Source organism: Streptomyces sp. NPDC042259 (assembly GCF_055582085.1).
Map to the genome: position 1 here is coordinate 215,063 of NZ_JBVJDW010000003.1, position 19,028 is coordinate 234,090.

The window sequence follows — 19,028 nt, forward strand, 5'->3', positions numbered from 1 at the left end:
AGGCACGCTTGGTTTTACGGGGGGAGGAGCGCTGTCGCAAGAACTGGAACCCGGGGGGGGGGGGGGGGGCGCCCCCCCCCCCCCCCCACGCCGTTTGTCGTTTGGCGGTGGAGGTTCCCCGGCCGGGGGATACTCGGCTACCGGCCGTCTTGGCCGCCTCTCGCCTGGCCGGCGGGTTCTTCGCCTGCGGGCGGTCTTGGCCGCCTGCGGCGGCTTGGCGCCCTGCGGGCGCGTCCTCAATCGCCGGACGGGCTTAATTAAGCCCGTCCGGCGATTGAGGACAACCGCCGCGCAGCGGTGGTGCAAACAGCAGACGCGGCGGCCGGCACGGCAACGGCTCAGGTCAGGAAATCGCCGGCCAGGCGCTGGGCCGTGCGTTCCAGGAGAGTCGCCGCGTCGGTCATGCAGCGGGTGGGGTCGGGTTCCAGGTCGGTGAGGGCGTAGGCGCGGCGGATGCCCGCGCGGCCCAGGGCCTCCGGGGGGAGGGCCAGGCGGCCGCAGACGGCGATGACCTCCAGGCCGCGGGCGCGGGCCGCCGCCGCCACGCCCGCCGGGGCCTTGCCGTGCAGGGTCTGCTCGTCCAGCGACCCCTCCCCCGTGATCACCAGGTCCGCCCGGTCCAGCGCCGCCGCGAAGCCCAGGACCTCCAGCATCACGTCGATGCCCGGCCGGAAGCGCGCGCCGAGCCCGACGAGCGCCCCGAACCCGAGGCCGCCGGCGGCCCCCGCGCCCGGGGCGCGGGCGTACTCGGCCGCCTGGGGGCCGACGGCCTGTTCCAGGATCCAGGCGTAGTGCGCGAGGGCCGTCTCCAGCTCCGCGACGTCGCCCTCGTCGGCGCCCTTCTGCGGCGCGTAGACCGCCGCCGCGCCCGTCGGGCCGGTCAGCGGGTTGTCGACGTCGCTCGCGAGGGTGACGACTGTCTGTGCCAGGCGTGGGTCCAGCCCGGAGAAGTCCGCGGTGACCAGCCCGGCGAGCGGGCCGCCGCCCGGGGTGAGGGGCTGCCCGTCGGCGGCGAGGAAGCGGGCGCCGAGCGCCGCGAGCATCCCCGCTCCGCCATCCGTGGTGGCGCTGCCGCCGACGCCGAGGACGATGCGCCGGGCGCCCGCGTCCAGCGCCGCCCGCAGCAGCTCGCCGGTGCCGTACGTAGTGGCCGTGAGCGGGGCCCACACGCCCTCCGGCAGGTGCCGCAGGCCCGAGGCCTCGGCCATCTCCACCACGGCCGTCTCGCCGCGCAGCGCGTACGCGGCGTCGACGGGTGCCCCCAGCGGCCCGGTGACGTGCTTCGCGCGGCGCTCGAAGCCCGCCGCGAGGGCCGCCTCGACCGTGCCGTCGCCGCCGTCGGCGACCGGCAGCGACTCGACGGTCAGCCCGGGCACCGCACGCCGCAGTCCGGCCGTGAGGTGGGCGGCGACCTGCACGGCCGTGAGGGAGCCCTTGAACTTGTCGGCGGCGATCAGCACCCGTGGGGGCGTCCCCCCGGCACCGCTCGCGGGCCCCGGGCCGGGGGCGGCCCCGGCGTCCGGGTCCGCCGGCCGCCCCACCGAGGCGGTCATCGTCGGCCCCGGGCGGCCTTCCGCGTCCGGGCCGGTCGTCCTCGCAGCGTCTGCCACCTTGCATCCCCTGTTCTCCGGGCCTGCTCGCGCACAGGCAGTCGCGCCGCTGCGACCCTACCCGGCGGCATATGGCGTTGCCCATGCCTCGGGCGGCGTGCCAGGCCGCCCAATTGGGACTCTCCCGGCCATAGTGGGGCGTCATGAGCACCGACGCATCCGAGTCGACCGGCTCGGCCCCGCCGTCCGGCCCCGCCGAGCCACCACGGAACGGGCCTCCGCAGGACGGGCCGCCCGATCTCGCCGTCGTCGCCATCGGGGGCGCCGCGGTCCTGGCGGTGGTCGCCTGGGCGGCGCTCGGCAAGCATTCGTTCGACAGCGTGTCGTCGTCCGCCCTGAACTGGGTACTGTCGAATTTCGCCTGGCTGTTCGTGATCGCGGCCGATGTCTTCCTCGTGCTGTGTGTGGTGATCGCCGCGAGCCGGTTCGGCCGGATCCGGCTGGGCAGGGACGAGGACCGGCCGGAGTTCGGCAGCCTCGCGTGGATCGCGATGATGTTCAGCGCCGGGATGGGCATCGGCCTGATGTTCTACGGCGTCGGTGAGCCGCTCCAGCACTTCACCTCCCCGCCGCCCGGCAGCGGCGTCCCCGCCGGCACCCCGGCCGCGGCCCGGACGGCGCTGGAGTACTCCTTCTTCCACTGGACCCTGCACCCGTGGGCCATCTACGGGATGTCCGGCCTCGCCCTCGCCTACGCGGGCTTCCGCAAGGGCCGGGGCAACCGGCTCAGCTCGGCGTTCGTACCGCTGCTCGGGCAGCGGCGGGCGGACGGCTGGCCGGGCCGGGCCATCGATCTGCTGGCCGTGTTCGCGACGGTGTTCGGGACGGCGACCAGCCTGGGCCTGGGCGCGCTCCAGGTGTCGAAGGGCCTGAACATCACGACCGGGGTCGAGGATTCCAAGACCCTGGAGCTGATCATCATCGCGGGGCTGTCGGGCGCCTTCGTCCTGTCCGCCTTCTCCGGGCTGCACAAGGGCGTGAAGTGGCTGAGCACGATCAACATCCTGCTCGCCGCGTGTCTGATGCTCTTCGTCTTCCTGCTCGGGCCGACGGTCAACATCCTCAACACCATCCCCGCGGCCACCGGCGGCTATCTGCACGATCTGCTGGTGCTGGCCACGCGCACCGGGGCGTTCACGGACTCGAAGTGGCTCGGCGCCTGGACGATCTTCTACTGGGCGTGGTGGCTGTCGTGGGCCCCCTTCGTGGGCACCTTCATCGCCCGCATCTCGCACGGCCGGACGATCCGCGAGTTCCTCGTCGGCGTGCTGCTGGTGCCCAGTGGCGCGACGGTGGTGTGGTTCTGCGTCATGGGCGGCAGCGCGCTGCGGCTGGACATGACCGGTGCGGCCGACATGGCGGGGACGGTCGCGGACGGCGCGGAGGCGTCGATGTTCGCGCTGCTGGACACCCTGCCGCTCGCCACGCTCGTGTCGTGGGTGGCGATGGTGCTGGTGATGACGTACTTCATCACCAGCGCGGACTCCGCCTCGCTGGTGATGGGCTCGCTCTCCAGCCGGGGCGCGCTGCATCCGCGCACCTGGCTCGTGGTGACCTGGGGGGTGCTCATGGCGGCGGTCGCCGCCGTCCTGCTGGTGGCCGGCGGGCTCGGCTCCCTCCAGTCGGCGACGATCCTGGTCGCGCTCCCGTTCGTGCTGGTGATGCTGGCGCTGTGCTGGTCCCTGCTGACGGAGCTGCGCGCGGACCCGGGTGCGGGCCCCGCCCGCCATCACGCGGCGCACGGGCTGCGGGACGCGATGCGCACGATGATCGGCGAAGCGATCACCGAACGGGACCGGACCCGGCACCCCCGGCTGCGCCGGCTGGCGGACAGCGCCCGCGGCCGCGACGACTCCGATACCGGCCCCCGGGGCTGAGCCGCCTCAGAACAGCCGGTCCGGGGGCGAGGGCGTCGCGCCGCGCTCGAAGTCCAGCAGGCGGCGCTTGCGGTCCAGGCCGCCGCCGTAGCCGGTGAGGCTGCCGTTGGCTCCGATGACACGGTGGCAGGGGACGATGATGCTGATGGGGTTCTTGCCGTTCGCGAGGCCGACCGCGCGGGAGGCGCCCGGTGCCCCGATGCGGGCGGCGAGTTCGCCGTAGGAGAGCGTCTCGCCGAAGGCGATCTGCCGGAGGCCGTCCCAGACGCGGCGTTGGAACGGGGTGCCGTCCTGGTGCAGCGGGAGGTCGAAGGTGGTGGCCGCGCCGGTGAAGTAGGCCTCCAGTTGACGCACCACCTCGGGGAAGGGCCGGCCGTCCCGCGCACCGAAGGTCTCCAGGGGCGGCCGGTGCCGGTGGTCGGTCATATAGACCCCGGACAGCAGGCCGTCGGTCGCGACGAGGGTGAGCGGGCCGTAGGGGCTGTCGATGACGGTGTGGACACGGGTCATGAGGAGCGTTTCCGTTCGGATCGCGGCGGACGAGGAGCGTGGTGGAGGCGAGCGGAGGCGGCGGCACCGAGGGCGCCGGTCGTCGCCCGGCCGGTCAGGCCACCGGCATGCGGGCCGCCGCGTGATCGTCGGCCGACCACAGGTACTGGACGGCGTACGCGCGCCACGGCCGCCACGCGCTGGCGTGCCGGGTGAGCGCCCCGGGCGTGGCGGGCAGGCCCGTGGTGGCCGCGGCGCGCCGGACGCCGAGGTCCGTGGGGAGGAAGGCGTCGGGGTCGCCGAGGGCCCGCATCGCGATGATCTCCGTCGTCCAGGGGCCGATGCCGGGGAGCGCGGTCAGGCATGCCCGCGCCCGCTCCCAGTCGCTCCCGACGCCGAGGGCGAGTGCGCCGCTCGCGAGGGCGTCGACGACACGGACGACGGTGGCCCGGCGCCCGGTGGGCATGGCGAGGGCGGCGGGGTCGAGGCCGGCCAGTGCCTCGGCGGTCGGGAACAGGTGGGTGAGGCCGCCGTGCGGGGTTTCCAGCGGCGTGCCGTGGGCGGTGACGAGCCGGGCGGCGAGCGTGCGGGCGGCGGCGGTCGACACCTGCTGGCCGAGCACGGCCCGGACGGCGAACTCCTCGGCGTCCACCGTGCGGGGCACCCGCCGCCCCGGCGCCCTGCCGACGAGGCGGGCGAGCATCGGGTCGGTGCCCAGCAGCGTGTCGACGGCCTCCGGATCGGCGTCTAGGTCCAGGAGCCGCCGGCAGCGGCTGATGGCGCCCGCCAGGTCGCGCTGGTCACCGAGGGCGAGCCGGCAGTCGATGTGGCCGGGGCGTGGGCGCAGGGCGACGGTGCCGTGTCCGTAGGGCAGTCGCAGGGTGCGGTGGTAGGCGCCGTCGCGCCACTCCTCGACGCCGGGGACGGCCGTCGCGGCGAGGTGTCCGAAGAGGTTGTCGGGGTTCAGGGGCGCCCGGAACGGCAGACGGAGCGTCAGGACGCCGGCGGTGGAGGGTTGGTTGCCCCGGGTGGCGCGGGCGCGCAGCTCGGTCGGGGCGAGCGCGAAGACCTCCCGCACGGTCTCGTTGAAGGCCCTGACCGAGGCGAATCCGGCGGCGAAGGCGACGTCCGCCATGGGCAGTCCGCTGGTCTCGATGAGGATCCGGGCGGTCTGGGCGCGCTGGGCCCGGGCGAGGGCGAGGGGGCCCGCGCCCAGCTCGGCGAGCAGCTGCCGTTCGATCTGACGGGTGCTGTAGCCGAGGCGGGCGGCGAGCCCGGGGACGCCCTCGCGGTCGACCGTGCCGTCACCGATGAGCCGCATGGCACGGGCGACGAGGTCGGCGCGTTCGTTCCAGCGCGGCGAGCCGGGGCTGGCGTCGGGCGCGCAGCGCTTACAGGCCCGGAAACCGGCCTGCTGGGCGGCGGCCGCACTCGGGTAGAAGGACATGTTCCGGTCCTTCGGCGGTACGGCGGGGCAGCTCGGCCGGCAGTAGATCCGGGTGGTGAGGACGGCGGTGTAGAACCATCCGTCGAAGCGGGCGTCCTTGGACCGCACGGCCCGTACGCAACGGTCGAAGTCGGTGTGCATGAGTCAAGACTCGCCCCTCCGGGACGGCCTTGGCTGGCGGAAATCCGACATGGACGCCGGGCCGACCACGGGGGTGGCCATTCACCCACCTCCCACTTTGTCAACGGTGGTTGACGTCCGGCGTTTGTCACCCTAGGTTGACAGCATGGCCGGAACGGATGCGAAGGACGCGGTCGGCACCACCGAGGCCGCCATGAACGCTGATCCCCACGTGGGACTGCGCGCCGTCGCCGCGCTGCGGCGGCTGGTCGAGCGCCTGGAGGCGCTCCAGGTCGACAGCGCGCGGCGGCAGGGCTGGTCCTGGGAGGAGATCGGGGCCGCGCTGGGTGTGAGCAGGCAGGCAGTGCACAAGAAACACGCCAGGAGGTAGCTCATGTTCGAGAGGTTCACCAAAGAGGCCCGGTGCGCGGTGATCCAGGCGCAGGAGGAGGCGCGCGACCTGGCCCACACATGGATCGGCAGCGAGCACCTGCTGGTCGCCGTGGCCGCACAGGAGGGGGCACCGGGGGCTGCCACGCTGGCGCGGCTCGGCATCACGCCCGCCGCTTGCCGTGCGGCCCTCACCCCGGCGGGACCGCTCGACGCCGGTGACGCGGAGGCGCTCCGCGCGCTCGGGATCGACCTCGACGCGGTGCGTGCCCGTGCCGAGGAGAGGTTCGGGCCGGGCGCGCTGGGCCCCCGGGAGGAGCCCGTCAGGACCCGGCGGTTGCCGTTCGGCCGCCACCGGGGCGGCGCGAAGGGATCCCGGAGCCACATCCCGTTCACCCCGCGCGCCAAAAAGGCGCTGGAGCGTTCGCTGCGCGAGGCACTGGCCCGCAAGGACGGCCGCATCGGCCTCGAACACGTACTCCTGGGCGTCCTCCACCCGGAGGACGCCGTGACGGCCGGGGTCCTGCACAGGCTCGGCACGGACCCGGCGACCGTACGTGCCGGGGTCGTGGCCGACCTGGACCGGGCGGCGTAGCTGGTTTCGGCTGGGCTCAGCCAAATCAAGCCCGTCCGGCGATTGAGGACGCGCCCGCAGGGCGCCCGCCGCCGCAGGCGGCCAGGACGGCCCGCAGCCGAAGCCGTCGGTCAGGCACCCCCGGAGGACACGGCCTAGCCCGCGGAGCGAACCGTAAGCCGTCGCCAAACGGCCTTCGCCGCATGGTGCCCCGACATCCCGTGCACGCCCGGCCCCGGCGGAGTCGCGGAGGAGCAGAGGAAGACCGCCGGGTGGGCCGTGGCGTAGGGGACGCGGGCCAGCTTCGGGCGGATCAGCAGGCGCAGACCGGCGACGGAGCCGGTCGCGATGTCGCCGCCGACGTAATTGGCGTTGCGGGCGGCGAGCTGCGGCGGACCGGCGGTGGCGCGGGCGAGTACGAGATCGCGGAAGCCGGGTGCGAACCGCTCGATCTGACGCTCGATCACCTCGGTGGCGTCGCCCTCCCAGCCGCTCGGGACGTGCCCGTACACCCAGAAGGTGTGTTTGCCCTCCGGGGCGCGGGACGGGTCGACGAGGCTGGGCTGGGCGGTGATCAGGAAGGGGACGGCGGGGTCGTGGCCGTTGAAGGCGGCGTACAGGGCGGTGGAGATCTCGCCGTACGTCGGGCCGACGTGGACGGTGCCGGCCCGCCGGGCCTCCTCGGCCGTCCACGGCACCGGCCCGTCGAGGGCGTAGTCGACCTTGAAGACGCTCGGTCCGTAGCGGAAGCGGCGGTAGGCGTCGCCCAGGCCGGCGATCCGGGCCAGGGCCGTCGGTGAGGTGTCGAAGACGTATGCGCGGGCGGGCGGCAGGTCGTCGAGCCGCTTGACCTCGAAGTCCGTGTGGACGGCACCGCCCAGCGCCCGCAGGTACGAGCCGAGCGCGTCGGCGATCGACTGGGAGCCGCCGCGCGGCACCGGCCAGCCGCCCGCGTGTGCGGCGAGCGCGAACACCAGCGCCATGCCGCCGGTCCCGAGACCGGTGAGCGGCGCGATGCCGTGGGCGGCGAGCCCGGCGAACAGGGCGCGCGCCTTCTCGTCGTGGAAGCGACGGGTGAGCAGCGCGGCGGGCTGCGCGGCGACCAGGCCGAAGCGCGCGTAGCCGACCGGGTCGCGTGGCAGCCCGTCCCACTGGGTGCGCAGGAAGTCCGCCGCCAGCGTCTCCCACTTGCCGTGGAACGGCGCGACGAGCCTGCGGTACGCGCCGGCGTCCCGCGGGCCGAAGGAGTGGGCCGTGGCTCCGATGCTGCGGGAGAGGACCGCGGCCGTGCCGTCGGGGAAGGGGTGTGCCATGGGCAGCTCGGGGTGCAGCCAGTCGAGGCCGTACCGGGCCAGCGGCATGGCGTTGAAGGCGGGCGAGCCCGCGCCGAGCGGGTGCACGGCGGAGCACGGGTCGTGGCGGAAGCCGGGGAGGGTCAGCTCCTGGGTGCGGGCTCCGCCGCCGATCGCGTCGGCGGCTTCGAACACCTCGACCCTCAGGCCCCGCCGGGCCAGTTCGACCGCGGCCGTCAGCCCATTGGGCCCGGCCCCTACGACGACCGCGTCGAGCATCGTGGGCACCGCACGGACTCCCCTCGTCCCCTGCAGATCAGCCGGCGGACGCCAGCAGATCAAGGATATGCCGGGCCGTCGCGGCATCCCTCGCCGCGGTGAAGGGAAGGGTGTTGCCGCCTCCTATCCGGAACGGGTCCCCGCTGAGGGTCGCGCTCGCGCCACCCGCCTCGGCGACGAGCAGCAGCCCGGCCGCGTGGTCCCAGGCGTTCTCCCAGGAGAAGGCCACCGCGTCGAGGGTGCCCTCCGCCACCCGCAGGTACTCCAGGCCGGCGGAGCCGCACGGGCGCGGCACGACGCCGTCGGTGAGCAGCTTCCCGAGGATGAGCTTCTCCTCGTCGGTGGTGAAGTCGTAGTGCGAGACCGCCACCCGCAAGTCCTTGCCGGGCTCGGGCGAGCCGGAGCGCAGCGGCGAGCCGTTCAGCACCGCTCCTCCGCCGCGTCGCGCGACGGCCATCCGGTCCAGCGCCGGGGCGTACGTCCACGAGGCGAGCAGTTCGCCGTGGTGCGCGAGGCAGACGAGGGTGGCGAAGGCGGGGTCGCCGTGCACGAACTGGCGGGTGCCGTCGACGGGGTCGACGATCCATACCGGGTCCGGGCCGTGGAGCGCCTCCAGGACCGACAGGTCGGCGTGCACGGCTTCCTCGCCGACCACGACGGAGCCGGGCAGCAGGGCGGTGAGCGAGGCCGCGAGGTGCCGCTCGGCGAGCCGGTCGGCGACGGTCACCAGGTCGTGCGGGCCGTTCTTCTCGACGATCTCGTCCGCGGCGAGCTGCCGGAAGCGGGGCATGATCTCGGCGGCGGCCGCCCTGCGGACGGCCTCCTCGACATCGGTGAGGTCACCTGCGAGAAATTCATCGATCATACGTCCATCGAATCACGCCGCACCGACAATCGGTGGTGAGCCGGAGTCGGTGCGGCGTCATCGAGGTGAACCCTGCTTCCGGCGGTGGCGCTCAGGCCGTGGTCAGGACGGCGGTGTCAGGACGGCAGGTCCTTGAGCCACTGCGACACACCGCCGTGGTGGGAGCAGGTGCCCCTGCGATGGGCCGAATAGGAGTAGCTGCCGTCATTGCAGAGCGCGGAGGCGCCGCTGTGCGAACCGCCCGTCGAGGAGCCGCCGCCGCTCGCGCTCGACGAGGTACCACCGGACGAGCCGGAGCCGCCGCCCGAGCCGGAGCCGCCCGAGGAACCGCCGGAGGCCGATCCCGACGCGTCGGCGGGCGGCTCCGTCGTGGGCTCGGATGTGGGAGCCGAGCTGCTGCCGGCGGGCGTGGGGGTAGGGGTCGGGGTGGGGGTCGGCGACGGCGTGGATATCTCCGAGGGGGCCGCCGATGCCGACAAGGCCGGCTTGGGGTCCTGCTTGCTCCCGCCGTCTCCGTCGTCACAGCCCACCGCGCCGAAGCCCAGAGCCAGCACGGCGGCCAGTGCCGCGCCCGCTCGTGCCAGTCTGCCCGTCTGGTACGTGCTCACGATCAGGATCCCCCCTGTCGCACAGCTGCGCGAAGACGTTCCGCGCATGGCTCCGCACCCGGTCACGAGCCGGCGCCCGGCGATTCCGGGAGGGCGGGGTGGGGGGCGTGAAGCAGTGTGGAGCAGGCGCGTGGGGGCGCGTGAAGCTGTGCAGAGTGTACGTGGCCCACGTGGACGAAGCGTCGTAGAGCGGAGTTACCGTTGGTTCCCGCTGCCCCGGCCGGGTCGGCCGGTGGACAACAAGCTGGAGGATGCGCCGTGCACGGTGAGTACAAGGTGCCGGGCGGCAAGCTCGTCGTCGTGGACCTGGAGGTCGGGGACGGCACGCTGCGCGATGTGCGCGTGGCCGGGGACTTCTTCCTCGAACCCGACGAGGCGCTCCTCGACATCAACCGTGCCCTGGAGGGCGCTTCCGCCGACACCCCCGCCCCGCAGCTCGCGGCGCGCATCGACGCGGCGCTTCCCGAGGGCACGGTGATGTTCGGCTTCTCCTCGGAGGCCGTGGGCATCGCGGTGCGCCGGGCGCTGGCGCACGCCACCGACTGGCGGGACTACGACTGGGAGCTGATCCATTGCGGTCCGCAGTCCCCGGCCCTGCACATGGCCCTCGACGAGGTGCTGACGGCCGAGGTCGCCGCCGGGCGGCGGCCGCCGACGCTGCGGGTGTGGGAGTGGGGCTCCCCCGCCGTGGTGATCGGCAGCTTCCAGTCGCTGCGCAACGAGGTCGACGCGGAGGCGGCCGAGCGGCACGGCATCACCGTGGTGCGCCGGATCTCGGGCGGCGGCGCGATGTTCATCGAGCCCGGCAACACCATCACGTACTCGCTGTCCGTCCCCGACGCCCTCGTCCAGGGCCTCTCCTTCGCCGACAGCTACGCCTACCTCGACGACTGGGTGCTCGGCGCCCTGGACGACATGGGCGTCAAGGCGTGGTACCAGCCCCTCAACGACATCGCCACCGACGCCGGCAAGATCGCGGGCGCGGCGCAGAAGCGCGTGGTCAGTGGTGAGGGCGCCGTGCTGCACCACGTGACCATGGCGTACGACATCGACGCCGACAAGATGCTCGACGTGCTGCGCATCGGCAAGGAGAAGCTGTCCGACAAGGGCACCAAGAGCGCCAAGAAGCGCGTCGACCCGCTGCGCCGTCAGACCGGACTGCCGCGCTCCGCCGTCATCGAGAAGATGGTGGCGTCCTTCCGCGGCCGCTACGGGCTGGCGGAGGGTGCGGTCACCGCCGAGGAGATGGCACGGGCCGAGGAGCTGGCGGCGACGAAGTTCACCTCGCCCGAGTGGACGGCGCGGGTGCCGTAACGGGGCTCGGGGGGGGGCGGCTTCCGGGTGCGGTCCCCACTCCCCCCGGGCGCCCGTGGAAGTCAGGTGCGTGCCAACTCCCCGGGCTCCTCACCCGGCACCGCGTGCCGTGCGCGGTCGGCCCGCCGCAGGAAGTGGAAGACGACCGCGACGGCGGCGATGGCGGCGCCCGCCGTGTACCAGGGGACGGACGGGCCGGCCAACGAGGCGATGACGAGGGCGAGCTGTGATGCCGCCATCAGGCCCACGTTCATCGCGGCGGCGTACAGGCCCATGTTCCGCGACGTCTTCGCCGGGGGCGACAGGACGGAGACGTAGTGGATGAGCCCGGGCAGGACCATCATCTCGGCCACCGTCCACAACAGCGTCGCGAGAACCAGCACGGGTCCCGTCCGCGCCACTCCCATGAGGGCGAATCCTCCGGCCGCCAGCACATAACCGGTGATGAGGGTCGGCAGACTGCCGACATCGCGCATCACGGTGTTGAGGGGAACCTCGAAGAACACGATGATTCCGGCGTTGACGGCGAAGACGACCCCCACCCACATGTTCGGCAAGTGCAGGTAATGCGGGATGTAGACGCTGAGGAAGATCAGCGGCAGCCCATAGGCGTAGTGGATGGGAAGGCTGAGCAGCAGCACGGCCCACAACCGGCCGCCGCCGCCCGCCGGTTCCGGCACGGCGGTGGTCTTCTCCGCCGCTTCCGGTGGCGCGGGCCCGTCCCCGCGCACCGCCGGCTGCCGGAGGGCCCGGCTTCCCCAGGGGGACGCCAGACACAGCCCCACGGCCACGGCGGCCAGTGCGTTGAGGACGAACAGCACCGAGGGCCACCGGTCGAACAGGAAGGCGCCCACCACGGGCCCCGCCCCCAGGCCCAGATTGAAGGCGAGCCGGTTGAACGAGAACGCGATCTTCAGATCGCCCTCCGGGGACAGCCGGACCGTCTCCCCGTAGGAGGCAGGCATGAAGATCTCGTAACAGAACCCCCAGGCCAGCACGGTCGCGGCGAGCACCACCGGGTGGTGCGCGTAAGGGATCGCCGTCACCAGGACGGCGTTCCCCACCAGGCCCGACTTCATCAGGGTCGAAGCGGTCACCGCCCGCAGCAGTGGGCCCGAGCACAGGTCGGCGAGCAGCCCACCGAGGCTGTAACACGCGACGATCAGGCCCACCGTTCCCATGGCGTACTGATGACGGGCGATCAGATAGGCCGTGAGGAACGGGAGGACGACGCTTCCGCCCTGCAGGAGGAACGTGGCCAGGAACAGGACGCGGTTGCCCGGCCCGAGTCGGCGCACCGCCGCGGCGGTGTCGCGGAGAACGGAGCTGAGGACGGCCATCAGAGGCGGTACACCGAGTCCTTGAGCACCCGGACGCGCGCGTAGTCGGCGAGCACCGCGTCCCACGCCGGCCCGGTCAGGTAGACGCGCATCGCGCAGGTGGCCGCGTCGACGGTGGGCCGGATGCGTTGTCCCGGGGTCAGGTGCGGGTCGGCCCGGTGCACGCTCGGCAGCGCGGTGATGGCCGCCAAGGTCTCCTCGTCGACGGACCGGACGGTGCCTTCCGCGGTCGTGGCGGCCATGTAGCAGAGCGCCGGCTGACGCCGCTCGCAGATCCTTCCGGCGTACGCCTCCAGGAACGCGTCGGGGTCCACGTACGCCATGACGGACAGGTCCGCCTGATTCTGTCCCAGGCACACGTCGTGCAGGCTGGGCAGCATGCCTCCGTTCAGGCGCGCGCCGGTCTCCACCAGGACCGGTCCCCCGGAGGTCAGCATCACCTCGCTGTGCGCCGCGCCGTGCCGGATGCCCAAGGCGTCCAGCACGGTGAGCACATACGGGATCAGCACGGTCGCGGGGCCCTCGTCCGCGGGCAGCAGGATCTCCTTGTCGTACAGGTTCTTGCCGTCGGACCGGGTCTTCTCGTACTTCCAGACACTGCTGACGAACCGCTGCCCGTCGCGGCTCACGGTGTCCACGACGTATTCCTCGCCGTCGAGGTACTCCTGCACCAGTACGTGGGTGTTCGGCAGAGCGAAGGCGTCCCGGCCGGAGAGGACCTCCTCGGCCGCCCGCCGCACCTCGTCCGCCGTCGCGCAGATGCGGACGCCGTCCGCGTTGCAGGAGCTGAGCGGCTTCACCACCACGGGGAAGACCCCGCGCCGGGCCGCCCAGCCGACGGCCTCGTCCGCCGTGTCCGCCCGGTACTGCTCCGCGCTGCGCACACCGGCCGCGCGCAGCGTCTCGGCCATGACGTACTTGTCGCGGCGGGCCTCCGACAGCCGGGAGCCGTTGGTGGGCAGGCCCAGTGCTTCGCTCAGCCGGTCGGCCAGCGGTACGCCGGGCTCCTGGCCCGCGATGACGCACAGCGGGTCGTACTGCTTGAGGACGTCGAGGGTCGTCGCGTCATCGGTGTGCACGATGCTGCGCTCGTAGGCCGCCGGGTCCGGCGGAGTCCACGAGGGGATCGGCTCGGTCGTGCTCTGTACGTGGACGACGCGGACGCCGTGGCGGGCGAAGGCCTCGGGGTAGAACGCGGCGTTGTAATAGCCGTCCACGATGACGGCGACGGGAGCAACGGTCGGCATGGCATTCCTTGGTCGGGGGTCGGGCACGGCCGGGGGAAAGGGTGTGGCGACGCCGGCCGTGGTCCGCCGGGACCACGGCCGGCGTCGTTCACTCATCCGACGGAGTGGGCCACGTCGCCGCGCAGCGCACCGGGCAGTTCCCCGGGCTCGGCCGGGTCCTGGCCGACCGAGGTGATCCGGTTGCGCTCGTCCACGAACACGACGCGGGGCTCGTACTCGCCCGCCGTCGCCTCCGGGCACATCCGGTAGGCGATGATGATCACCAGGTCGCCGACGCCGATCAGCCGGGCGGCGGCGCCGTTGATGCCGACGACGCCCGACCCCTTCGGCCCCGGGATCAGGTACGTCGAGAGCCGGTTGCCGTTGTTGATGTCGACGATGTCGACCTTCTCGCCGGGCAGCAGACCGGCCTGGGTCATGAGGTCCTCGTCCAGGGTGAGCGACCCCACGTAGTGCAGGTCGGCCTGGGTCACCGTGGCCCGGTGGATCTTGGACTTGAGCATGGTCAGATACATGTGTCCTCCTGATGTCATCGGGTCGCGTGTCAGCGGGTCGCTGCGGGGGCCGCCGGCGGCAGGCCCGCCAGGCACCACTCGAGGACGCTCATGGCGCCGTAGAGCTTGTGCGCCGCCTGCTGGAAGGCGACGCTGCGGTCGCCGTCGAGGACGTCGGCGTCGACCTCCTGGCCGCGGTGCGCGGGCAGGTCGTGCATGAAGACCGCCGACGGGTACCGCTTCATCAGGGCCTCGTCCACGCGGAACGGGGTGAACGCGGTCATCCAGTCGGGGTCGTTCTTCACGGTTCCGGTGGTCTGCCACCGCGTGGTGTAGACGACATCGACGTCATCCGGCAGGTCGTCCATGTCATGGCGCTCCTCGACCAGCGCCTGATGTGCCGCGGCGTGCTCCTTCGCCCGCTCGAGACACGACTGCGGCAGGCCGTAGCCCCGCGGGGTGCGGACGTGCAGCTCCGTGCCGTGATAACGCGACAGGGCGAGGCTCAGCGCCGTGGCGGTGTTGTTGCCCTCTCCCACGTAGAGCACGCGCAGGCCCTTCAGCCGGCCGAGCGTGGTGAGCATGGCCGACAGGTCGGTGACGGCCTGCGTGGGGTGCTCGTCCTCGGTCATCGCGTTGATCACGGACATGGTGTTCCAGGAGGCGATGGTGCGCAGTTCGGCGGCCTCGGCCGACGTCCGGGCGACCAGGGCGTCGAGCATGAGACCGAGGATGCGTCCCGTGTCGGCCGCGTCCTCCCCGGTGTTCTCCTGGAGGTCGTCCGGGCCGTAGGCGACCAGGTGCGCGCCGAGTCGCAGGGCGCCGGTGGAGAAGGCGGTGCGGGTACGGGTGGACGTGGTACGGAAGTACGTCGCCACGACGCGGTCGGCGAGCGGACGGTGGCTCGCCGGGACCTCACCGCACGCGTACGCGCGCGACCGGTCGACCAGGGCGTACAGCTCCTCGTCGCTGACATCGTCGAGTGACAGCAGATGCCGTACGGGAGTGGAGCGGTGCAATGTCGTGTCCTTGTCTGCTGGGGCTGACTGCTGGGCTGTCTGCTGGGCTCGGGGGTTTTCGGGCTCGCCGGGCACGGCTCACCTGTTCTGGGGGACGCCCGCGGACAGGCGGGCGAGCAGTCCTCGCGCCGACGTGGCGATGTGCGGGGGCCGCATCATGTCGTAGTGGTCGGCGTCGACCACCTCCTCGGTCCAGGGAGCGGAGGTGAAGCGCTGCCAGGCCGTGCGCGCGACGCTTCCGTCCCGCAGGCTGGGGCCCGCGTAGACGACGTGCAGCGGCACCCGCAGCGGTGTGGGCTCCCAGTCCCGGAAGAGTTCCGTCTGCTGCCGGATCACGTGGAAGTGCCGGAGCAGGGCGGCGTTGTCCGCGGCGCTGCCGAGCGGTCGCGTCCGCTCCTGGACGGAGCGCAGCGCCTCGTCGTCGAGCGTCCGGCCGTCCGGCACCGCCGAGAGGACGGCGGAGACGAGCGGGGCGTGCCGCTGGAGGGCGTCGGGGCCGAAGGCGGCCCGCAGGGCCATCCGGAGCGACTCCCGGTCGCCGAGGGGTTCCTCGGTGCCCACGCCGCAGTCCCACACCTCGGCGAAGTCGATGACGATGCCGCGTGCCTCCAGCTCGGCGGCGACCGCGAGGGCGATGAAGCCGCCGAGGGACCAGCCGAACAGCACCAGGCGCCGCGCCGGGACGTGTTGGGTGACTTCGTCGGCGTACCGCCGCACCAGGTCTGCCACGTCGGCGGGTTCGGAGCCGGCACCGGCGGCCGACGGGGAACGGATTCCCCACACGGTCGTCGTCGGCGGCAGCAGACGCAGCAGCGGCTGGTACGAGTAGAGCGTTCCGCCGAGGGGGTGGAACAGCACCGTCGCGGACCGGGCGTCGGTGGCTCCGGCACCTTCCGCGAGCAGGACCGCCAGCCCGTCGCGGGTCTCGTCGGCGGTGGGCGGAGCGCCGTCGGCCGACAGTTCGGTCCGCACGGCCTCGGACAGGGCGGTGAGGGTCCGGCTGCCGAACACGGTACGCAGCGGGAGCCGGACGCCGAACTCCTTGCCGATCTCCCGTACGAGACGGCTGACCAGCAGCGAGTTCCCGCCGAGCGAGAAGAAGTCGTCGCCGCCCGAGACGGCCTCGCGGGGCAGCAGCCGGGTCCACACGGACGCCATGCGCCGCTGGACCGGGTCCGTGAAGTCTTCTCGCACGGCCGGCTCCGGGAGGTCCCCGGCACCGGCCACGAGTGCCGCGGTGTCGAGTTTCCCGGCCGGGGTCCGTGGCAGGCGCGGTACGACCGAGAACGACGCGGGGACCATGTACGCGGGCAGGCGGGCCGCCGCGAACGCGCGCACCCGCGCCGGGTCGCCGGCCGGGCCGGCCAGGACGAGGGCGGCGTGCAGCGCGGCCGTGGGAGTGCCGGAGCGCAGGACCACGACGGCGGCGTCCGTCACGTCCGGCGCGGCCCGCAGGACCGTGGCGATCTCCGTCGGTTCGACGCGGTAGCCCCGCAGCTTGACCTGGTTGTCGCCGCGCCCCAGGAATTCGAGGTCGCCGTCGCTCCGGCGGCGGACCACGTCACCGGTCGCGTACATGCGCCTGCCGTCCGGAGCCCGGCGGAAGCGTTCCGCCGTGAGGTCCGGGCGTCCGACGTATCCGGCCGCCAACTGGGGTCCGGCCAGGAAGAGTTCACCGGGGAAGCCGTCCGGGACCGGACGCATCAGGTCGTCCATGACGCGGGCGGTCACTCCGGCGAGCGGCCGGCCGATGACCGGGCGGGCGTCGGCGTCCTGGATGCGGCAGCCGGTGGCGTTCACCGTGAACTCCGTCGGCCCGTAGACGTTGAACGCCCGGGTCCGGGCGGTGGCGAGCCGCCGCCACAGCTCGGCGGGCACCGCCTCGCCGCCGGCCACGACGGTCCCCGGGACGTGCGCGTCGTCGTCGAGCAGTCCGGCGTCCACCAGCGCGGCTATGTGGGTGGGGGTGCCGTCCAGCACGTCGATGGCGTTGGCGCGCAGGAAGGCGACCATGGCGTCGGGGTCCGCCCTGATCTCGTCCGGCACCGGGTACAGGGTGTGTCCCGCGTGCAGCAGCTGGGTGCCCTGCCAGGACGCGTCGAACGAGAACGGGGCGTTGACCGCCACCCGTGCGGCCTGCGGCAGTTCGTCGAAGGCCAGGCGACCCATCGCCCGGCCGAACGCGGCCAGGCTGCCGTGGCGCACCGAGACGGGCTTCGGCGGGCCGCTGGTGCCGGAGGTGAAGATGAGGTAGGCGATGTCCTCCGGGTCGGGCCGTACCGCCGGCGCGGGCACGGCGTGGTCACCGGCACGGGCCGGGTCGTCCGCGCCGGCCGCGGTGCGCACCGGCACGCGGCGCACGTCGGCGAAGGCCGGTGAGGCCTCGCTTCCGGCATCCACCAGCACCAGCGTGATGCCGGCCGCTTCCCGCATCGAGCGCAGGCGGTCGGCCGGCAGGGCGGGGTCGAGCGCGGCGCAGGCGGCCCCGGCCGACCAGGCGCCGAACAACGCGCAGGTCTGGTCGACGGACCGGCCGACCGCCACGCCGACGACGTCGCCGGGCCGCACCCCCTGGTCGATGAGTGCCTGCCCCACGAGATCGGCTCGACGGACGAACTCCGCGTAGCTCATGGCTACTTCGCCGAAGACCACCGCCGGGCGGTCCGGATGGCGTGCGGCCCCCGCGCGAACGGCCTCCGGAAGGGGAACGAGGTCCCCGAGGGGCTGCTCGTCGCCGGTCCGCTCGCCGTGCGCGGACTCGCCCCCGGCCGGTTCGGCGATCGGGAGGTGGCGCACCGGCGACGACGGGTCGGCGCACAGCCCGGCGAGCAGCGTGCGGAACGCCGCGGCCAGGGCCCGGGCGGTCGCCGCGTCGTAGAGTTCCGTGCGGTACTCCAGATAGCTCTCCGCGCGCCGGGCGGCGCCGAGATGGAAGGTGAAGTCGAACTTCGCCGTCCCCGGGTCCACCGGCAAACGCTCGACGGCCACCTGGGGAAGGCGCAGGTCGGCCGACTCGTAGTGCAGTTCCAAAGCCGCCTGGAACAACGGGGCGTGTCCGTCTCCGAGGCGGGGCAGCCGGCCCAGGATCTCGTCGAACTCGACGCCGGTGTGTTCCATCGCGTCGAGCACGGTCTCGTGCGCCGAGCGCAGCAGCTCGCCGGCCGGTGCCGAGCCGTTCACGGTGAAACGCAAGGGGACGGTCTTCATGAAGTAACCGACCGCGTCGTCCGCGTCCGCCGCCGAGCGCATGTTCACCGTGGTGCCGAGCAGCAGGTCGTCGGAGCGGGCGAACCGGGTCAGGACGACGGACAGGGCCGAGGAGACGACCGCGAACGGCGAGACGCGCGACGCCGCGGCCGCCGTCCGCACCCGTGCGAACCAGTCGTCGTCCAGCGGCACCCGGCACCGGGCGCCCTGGTGCCCGGCGAGCGGCCCGCCGGCGTGGTCGGCCGGGAACAGTGCCCGGTCCGTGGCGTCGCCCAGCCGGCCCTGCCAGTAGTCGAGGTCGTCGCGCTCCTGCGCCTCGTCCACTTCCTCCCGCAGTGACCATTGTGCCCCGCAGGGGTCGTCGTGGGCCGGGGGGAGAGCGGTGCCGGCGTACAGGGCGCCCAGTTCCTCGAACAGCACCCGGAAGCTTTCCCCGTCGCAGACCACGTGGTGCAACACCAGGACGAACAGCCACTCCCGGTCCGCGCAGCGGATCAGGTGGGCCGCCGCCAGGGGGCCCCGGTCCAGGTCGAAGGTCTGGCGCGCCGCCTCGGTGACGGCCCGCATGCCCAGTCGGCGGGCCTCTTCGTGCGGATGCCGGCGCAGGTCCAGCTCCTCGTAGGGGAACGGGCCGGCCGGCAGGAGGCGGACCCACGGCCGCTCGTCCTCGTCCGTCGTGACCACGGTGCGCAGCGCCGGATGGCGTGCGTAGAGCGTGTCCAGGGCGCACCGCAGGGCGTCCGTGTCCAGGGGGCCGGTCAGCCGGAAGCCTTCCGCCTCGGTGTAGACCGGCAGGTCCTGTGTCAGCCTGCTCGCCATCCACACCGGTCGCATGATGGCCGGGAGAGGCCTGAGT

General features: G+C 73.3%; 15 protein-coding genes. 4 read left to right on the forward strand and 11 right to left on the reverse strand.

All coding sequences use genetic code 11. The features are described 5' to 3' along the window. Positions 1 to 338: 338 nt before the first annotated feature. Positions 339 to 1,460 (reverse strand): glycerate kinase family protein, encoded by a 1,122-nt coding sequence (locus ACZ6MA_RS10025; RefSeq protein ID WP_469433131.1) that lies wholly within the window; start codon positions 1,458 to 1,460, stop codon positions 339 to 341. Positions 1,461 to 1,753: 293 nt separating this feature from the next. On the opposite strand from ACZ6MA_RS10025, the gene ACZ6MA_RS10030 reads away from it, so the two are divergent. Further along, positions 1,754 to 3,487, forward strand: coding sequence for a BCCT family transporter (locus ACZ6MA_RS10030; protein WP_469432556.1), 1,734 nt, complete (start codon positions 1,754 to 1,756; stop codon positions 3,485 to 3,487). A 6-nt stretch (positions 3,488 to 3,493) separates the two neighbouring features. Here ACZ6MA_RS10030 and ACZ6MA_RS10035 read toward each other — a convergent pair whose 3' ends face one another. Beyond that, complete coding sequence (locus ACZ6MA_RS10035) at positions 3,494 to 3,997, reverse strand: methylated-DNA--[protein]-cysteine S-methyltransferase (RefSeq protein ID WP_469432557.1); 504 nt, start codon at positions 3,995 to 3,997, stop codon at positions 3,494 to 3,496. A gap of 94 nt (positions 3,998 to 4,091) precedes the next feature. Further along, a complete protein-coding gene (locus ACZ6MA_RS10040; protein WP_469432559.1) occupies positions 4,092 to 5,564 on the reverse strand; it encodes an AlkA N-terminal domain-containing protein in 1,473 nt (490 codons plus the stop codon). Between the two features lie 145 nt (positions 5,565 to 5,709). On the opposite strand from ACZ6MA_RS10040, the gene ACZ6MA_RS10045 reads away from it, so the two are divergent. Together ACZ6MA_RS10045 and ACZ6MA_RS10050 are read left to right on the forward strand one after the other, a co-directional pair. Beyond that, complete coding sequence (locus ACZ6MA_RS10045; RefSeq protein ID WP_469432560.1) at positions 5,710 to 5,934, forward strand: hypothetical protein; 225 nt, start codon at positions 5,710 to 5,712, stop codon at positions 5,932 to 5,934. Between the two features lie 3 nt (positions 5,935 to 5,937). Next, a complete protein-coding gene (locus ACZ6MA_RS10050) occupies positions 5,938 to 6,528 on the forward strand; it encodes a Clp protease N-terminal domain-containing protein (RefSeq protein ID WP_469432561.1) in 591 nt (196 codons plus the stop codon). Positions 6,529 to 6,662: 134 nt separating this feature from the next. Here the strand turns inward: ACZ6MA_RS10050 and ACZ6MA_RS10055 are convergent, their stop codons facing one another. From ACZ6MA_RS10055 to ACZ6MA_RS10065, 3 genes are all read right to left on the reverse strand, one after another. After that, positions 6,663 to 8,087, reverse strand: coding sequence for a phytoene desaturase family protein (locus ACZ6MA_RS10055; RefSeq protein ID WP_469432563.1), 1,425 nt, complete (start codon positions 8,085 to 8,087; stop codon positions 6,663 to 6,665). A 28-nt stretch (positions 8,088 to 8,115) separates the two neighbouring features. Beyond that, a complete protein-coding gene (locus ACZ6MA_RS10060) occupies positions 8,116 to 8,943 on the reverse strand; it encodes an inositol monophosphatase family protein (RefSeq protein WP_469432564.1) in 828 nt (275 codons plus the stop codon). Positions 8,944 to 9,059: 116 nt separating this feature from the next. After that, positions 9,060 to 9,551 carry a DUF3761 domain-containing protein gene (locus ACZ6MA_RS10065; RefSeq protein ID WP_469432565.1) on the reverse strand — a complete coding sequence of 164 codons (492 nt, stop codon included), beginning with the start codon at positions 9,549 to 9,551 and terminating at the stop codon, positions 9,060 to 9,062. A 258-nt stretch (positions 9,552 to 9,809) separates the two neighbouring features. On the opposite strand from ACZ6MA_RS10065, the gene ACZ6MA_RS10070 reads away from it, so the two are divergent. Beyond that, positions 9,810 to 10,865, forward strand: coding sequence for a lipoate--protein ligase family protein (locus ACZ6MA_RS10070; RefSeq protein ID WP_469432567.1), 1,056 nt, complete (start codon positions 9,810 to 9,812; stop codon positions 10,863 to 10,865). 62 nt (positions 10,866 to 10,927) lie between these two features. Here ACZ6MA_RS10070 and ACZ6MA_RS10075 read toward each other — a convergent pair whose 3' ends face one another. The 5 genes from ACZ6MA_RS10075 to ACZ6MA_RS10095 all read right to left on the reverse strand — a co-directional run bounded on the left by ACZ6MA_RS10075 (position 10,928) and on the right by ACZ6MA_RS10095 (position 18,991). Next, a complete protein-coding gene (locus ACZ6MA_RS10075) occupies positions 10,928 to 12,205 on the reverse strand; it encodes an MFS transporter (RefSeq protein WP_469432568.1) in 1,278 nt (425 codons plus the stop codon). Continuing rightward, entirely contained in the window at positions 12,205 to 13,452 is a 1,248-nt protein-coding gene (locus ACZ6MA_RS10080) for an ATP-grasp domain-containing protein (RefSeq protein ID WP_469432569.1), read from the reverse strand. Before ACZ6MA_RS10080 ends, ACZ6MA_RS10075 begins: the two co-directional genes overlap by 1 nt. 92 nt (positions 13,453 to 13,544) lie before the next feature. Then, positions 13,545 to 13,967 carry an aspartate 1-decarboxylase gene (panD, locus tag ACZ6MA_RS10085; protein ID WP_469432571.1) on the reverse strand — a complete coding sequence of 141 codons (423 nt, stop codon included), beginning with the start codon at positions 13,965 to 13,967 and terminating at the stop codon, positions 13,545 to 13,547. A gap of 29 nt (positions 13,968 to 13,996) precedes the next feature. Further along, positions 13,997 to 14,965, reverse strand: coding sequence for an ornithine carbamoyltransferase (locus ACZ6MA_RS10090; RefSeq protein ID WP_469432573.1), 969 nt, complete (start codon positions 14,963 to 14,965; stop codon positions 13,997 to 13,999). Between the two features lie 78 nt (positions 14,966 to 15,043). Next, positions 15,044 to 18,991, reverse strand: a complete 3,948-nt coding sequence (locus ACZ6MA_RS10095; protein WP_469432574.1) for a non-ribosomal peptide synthetase — start codon at positions 18,989 to 18,991, stop codon at positions 15,044 to 15,046. Between the last annotated feature and the right edge of the window lie 37 nt (positions 18,992 to 19,028).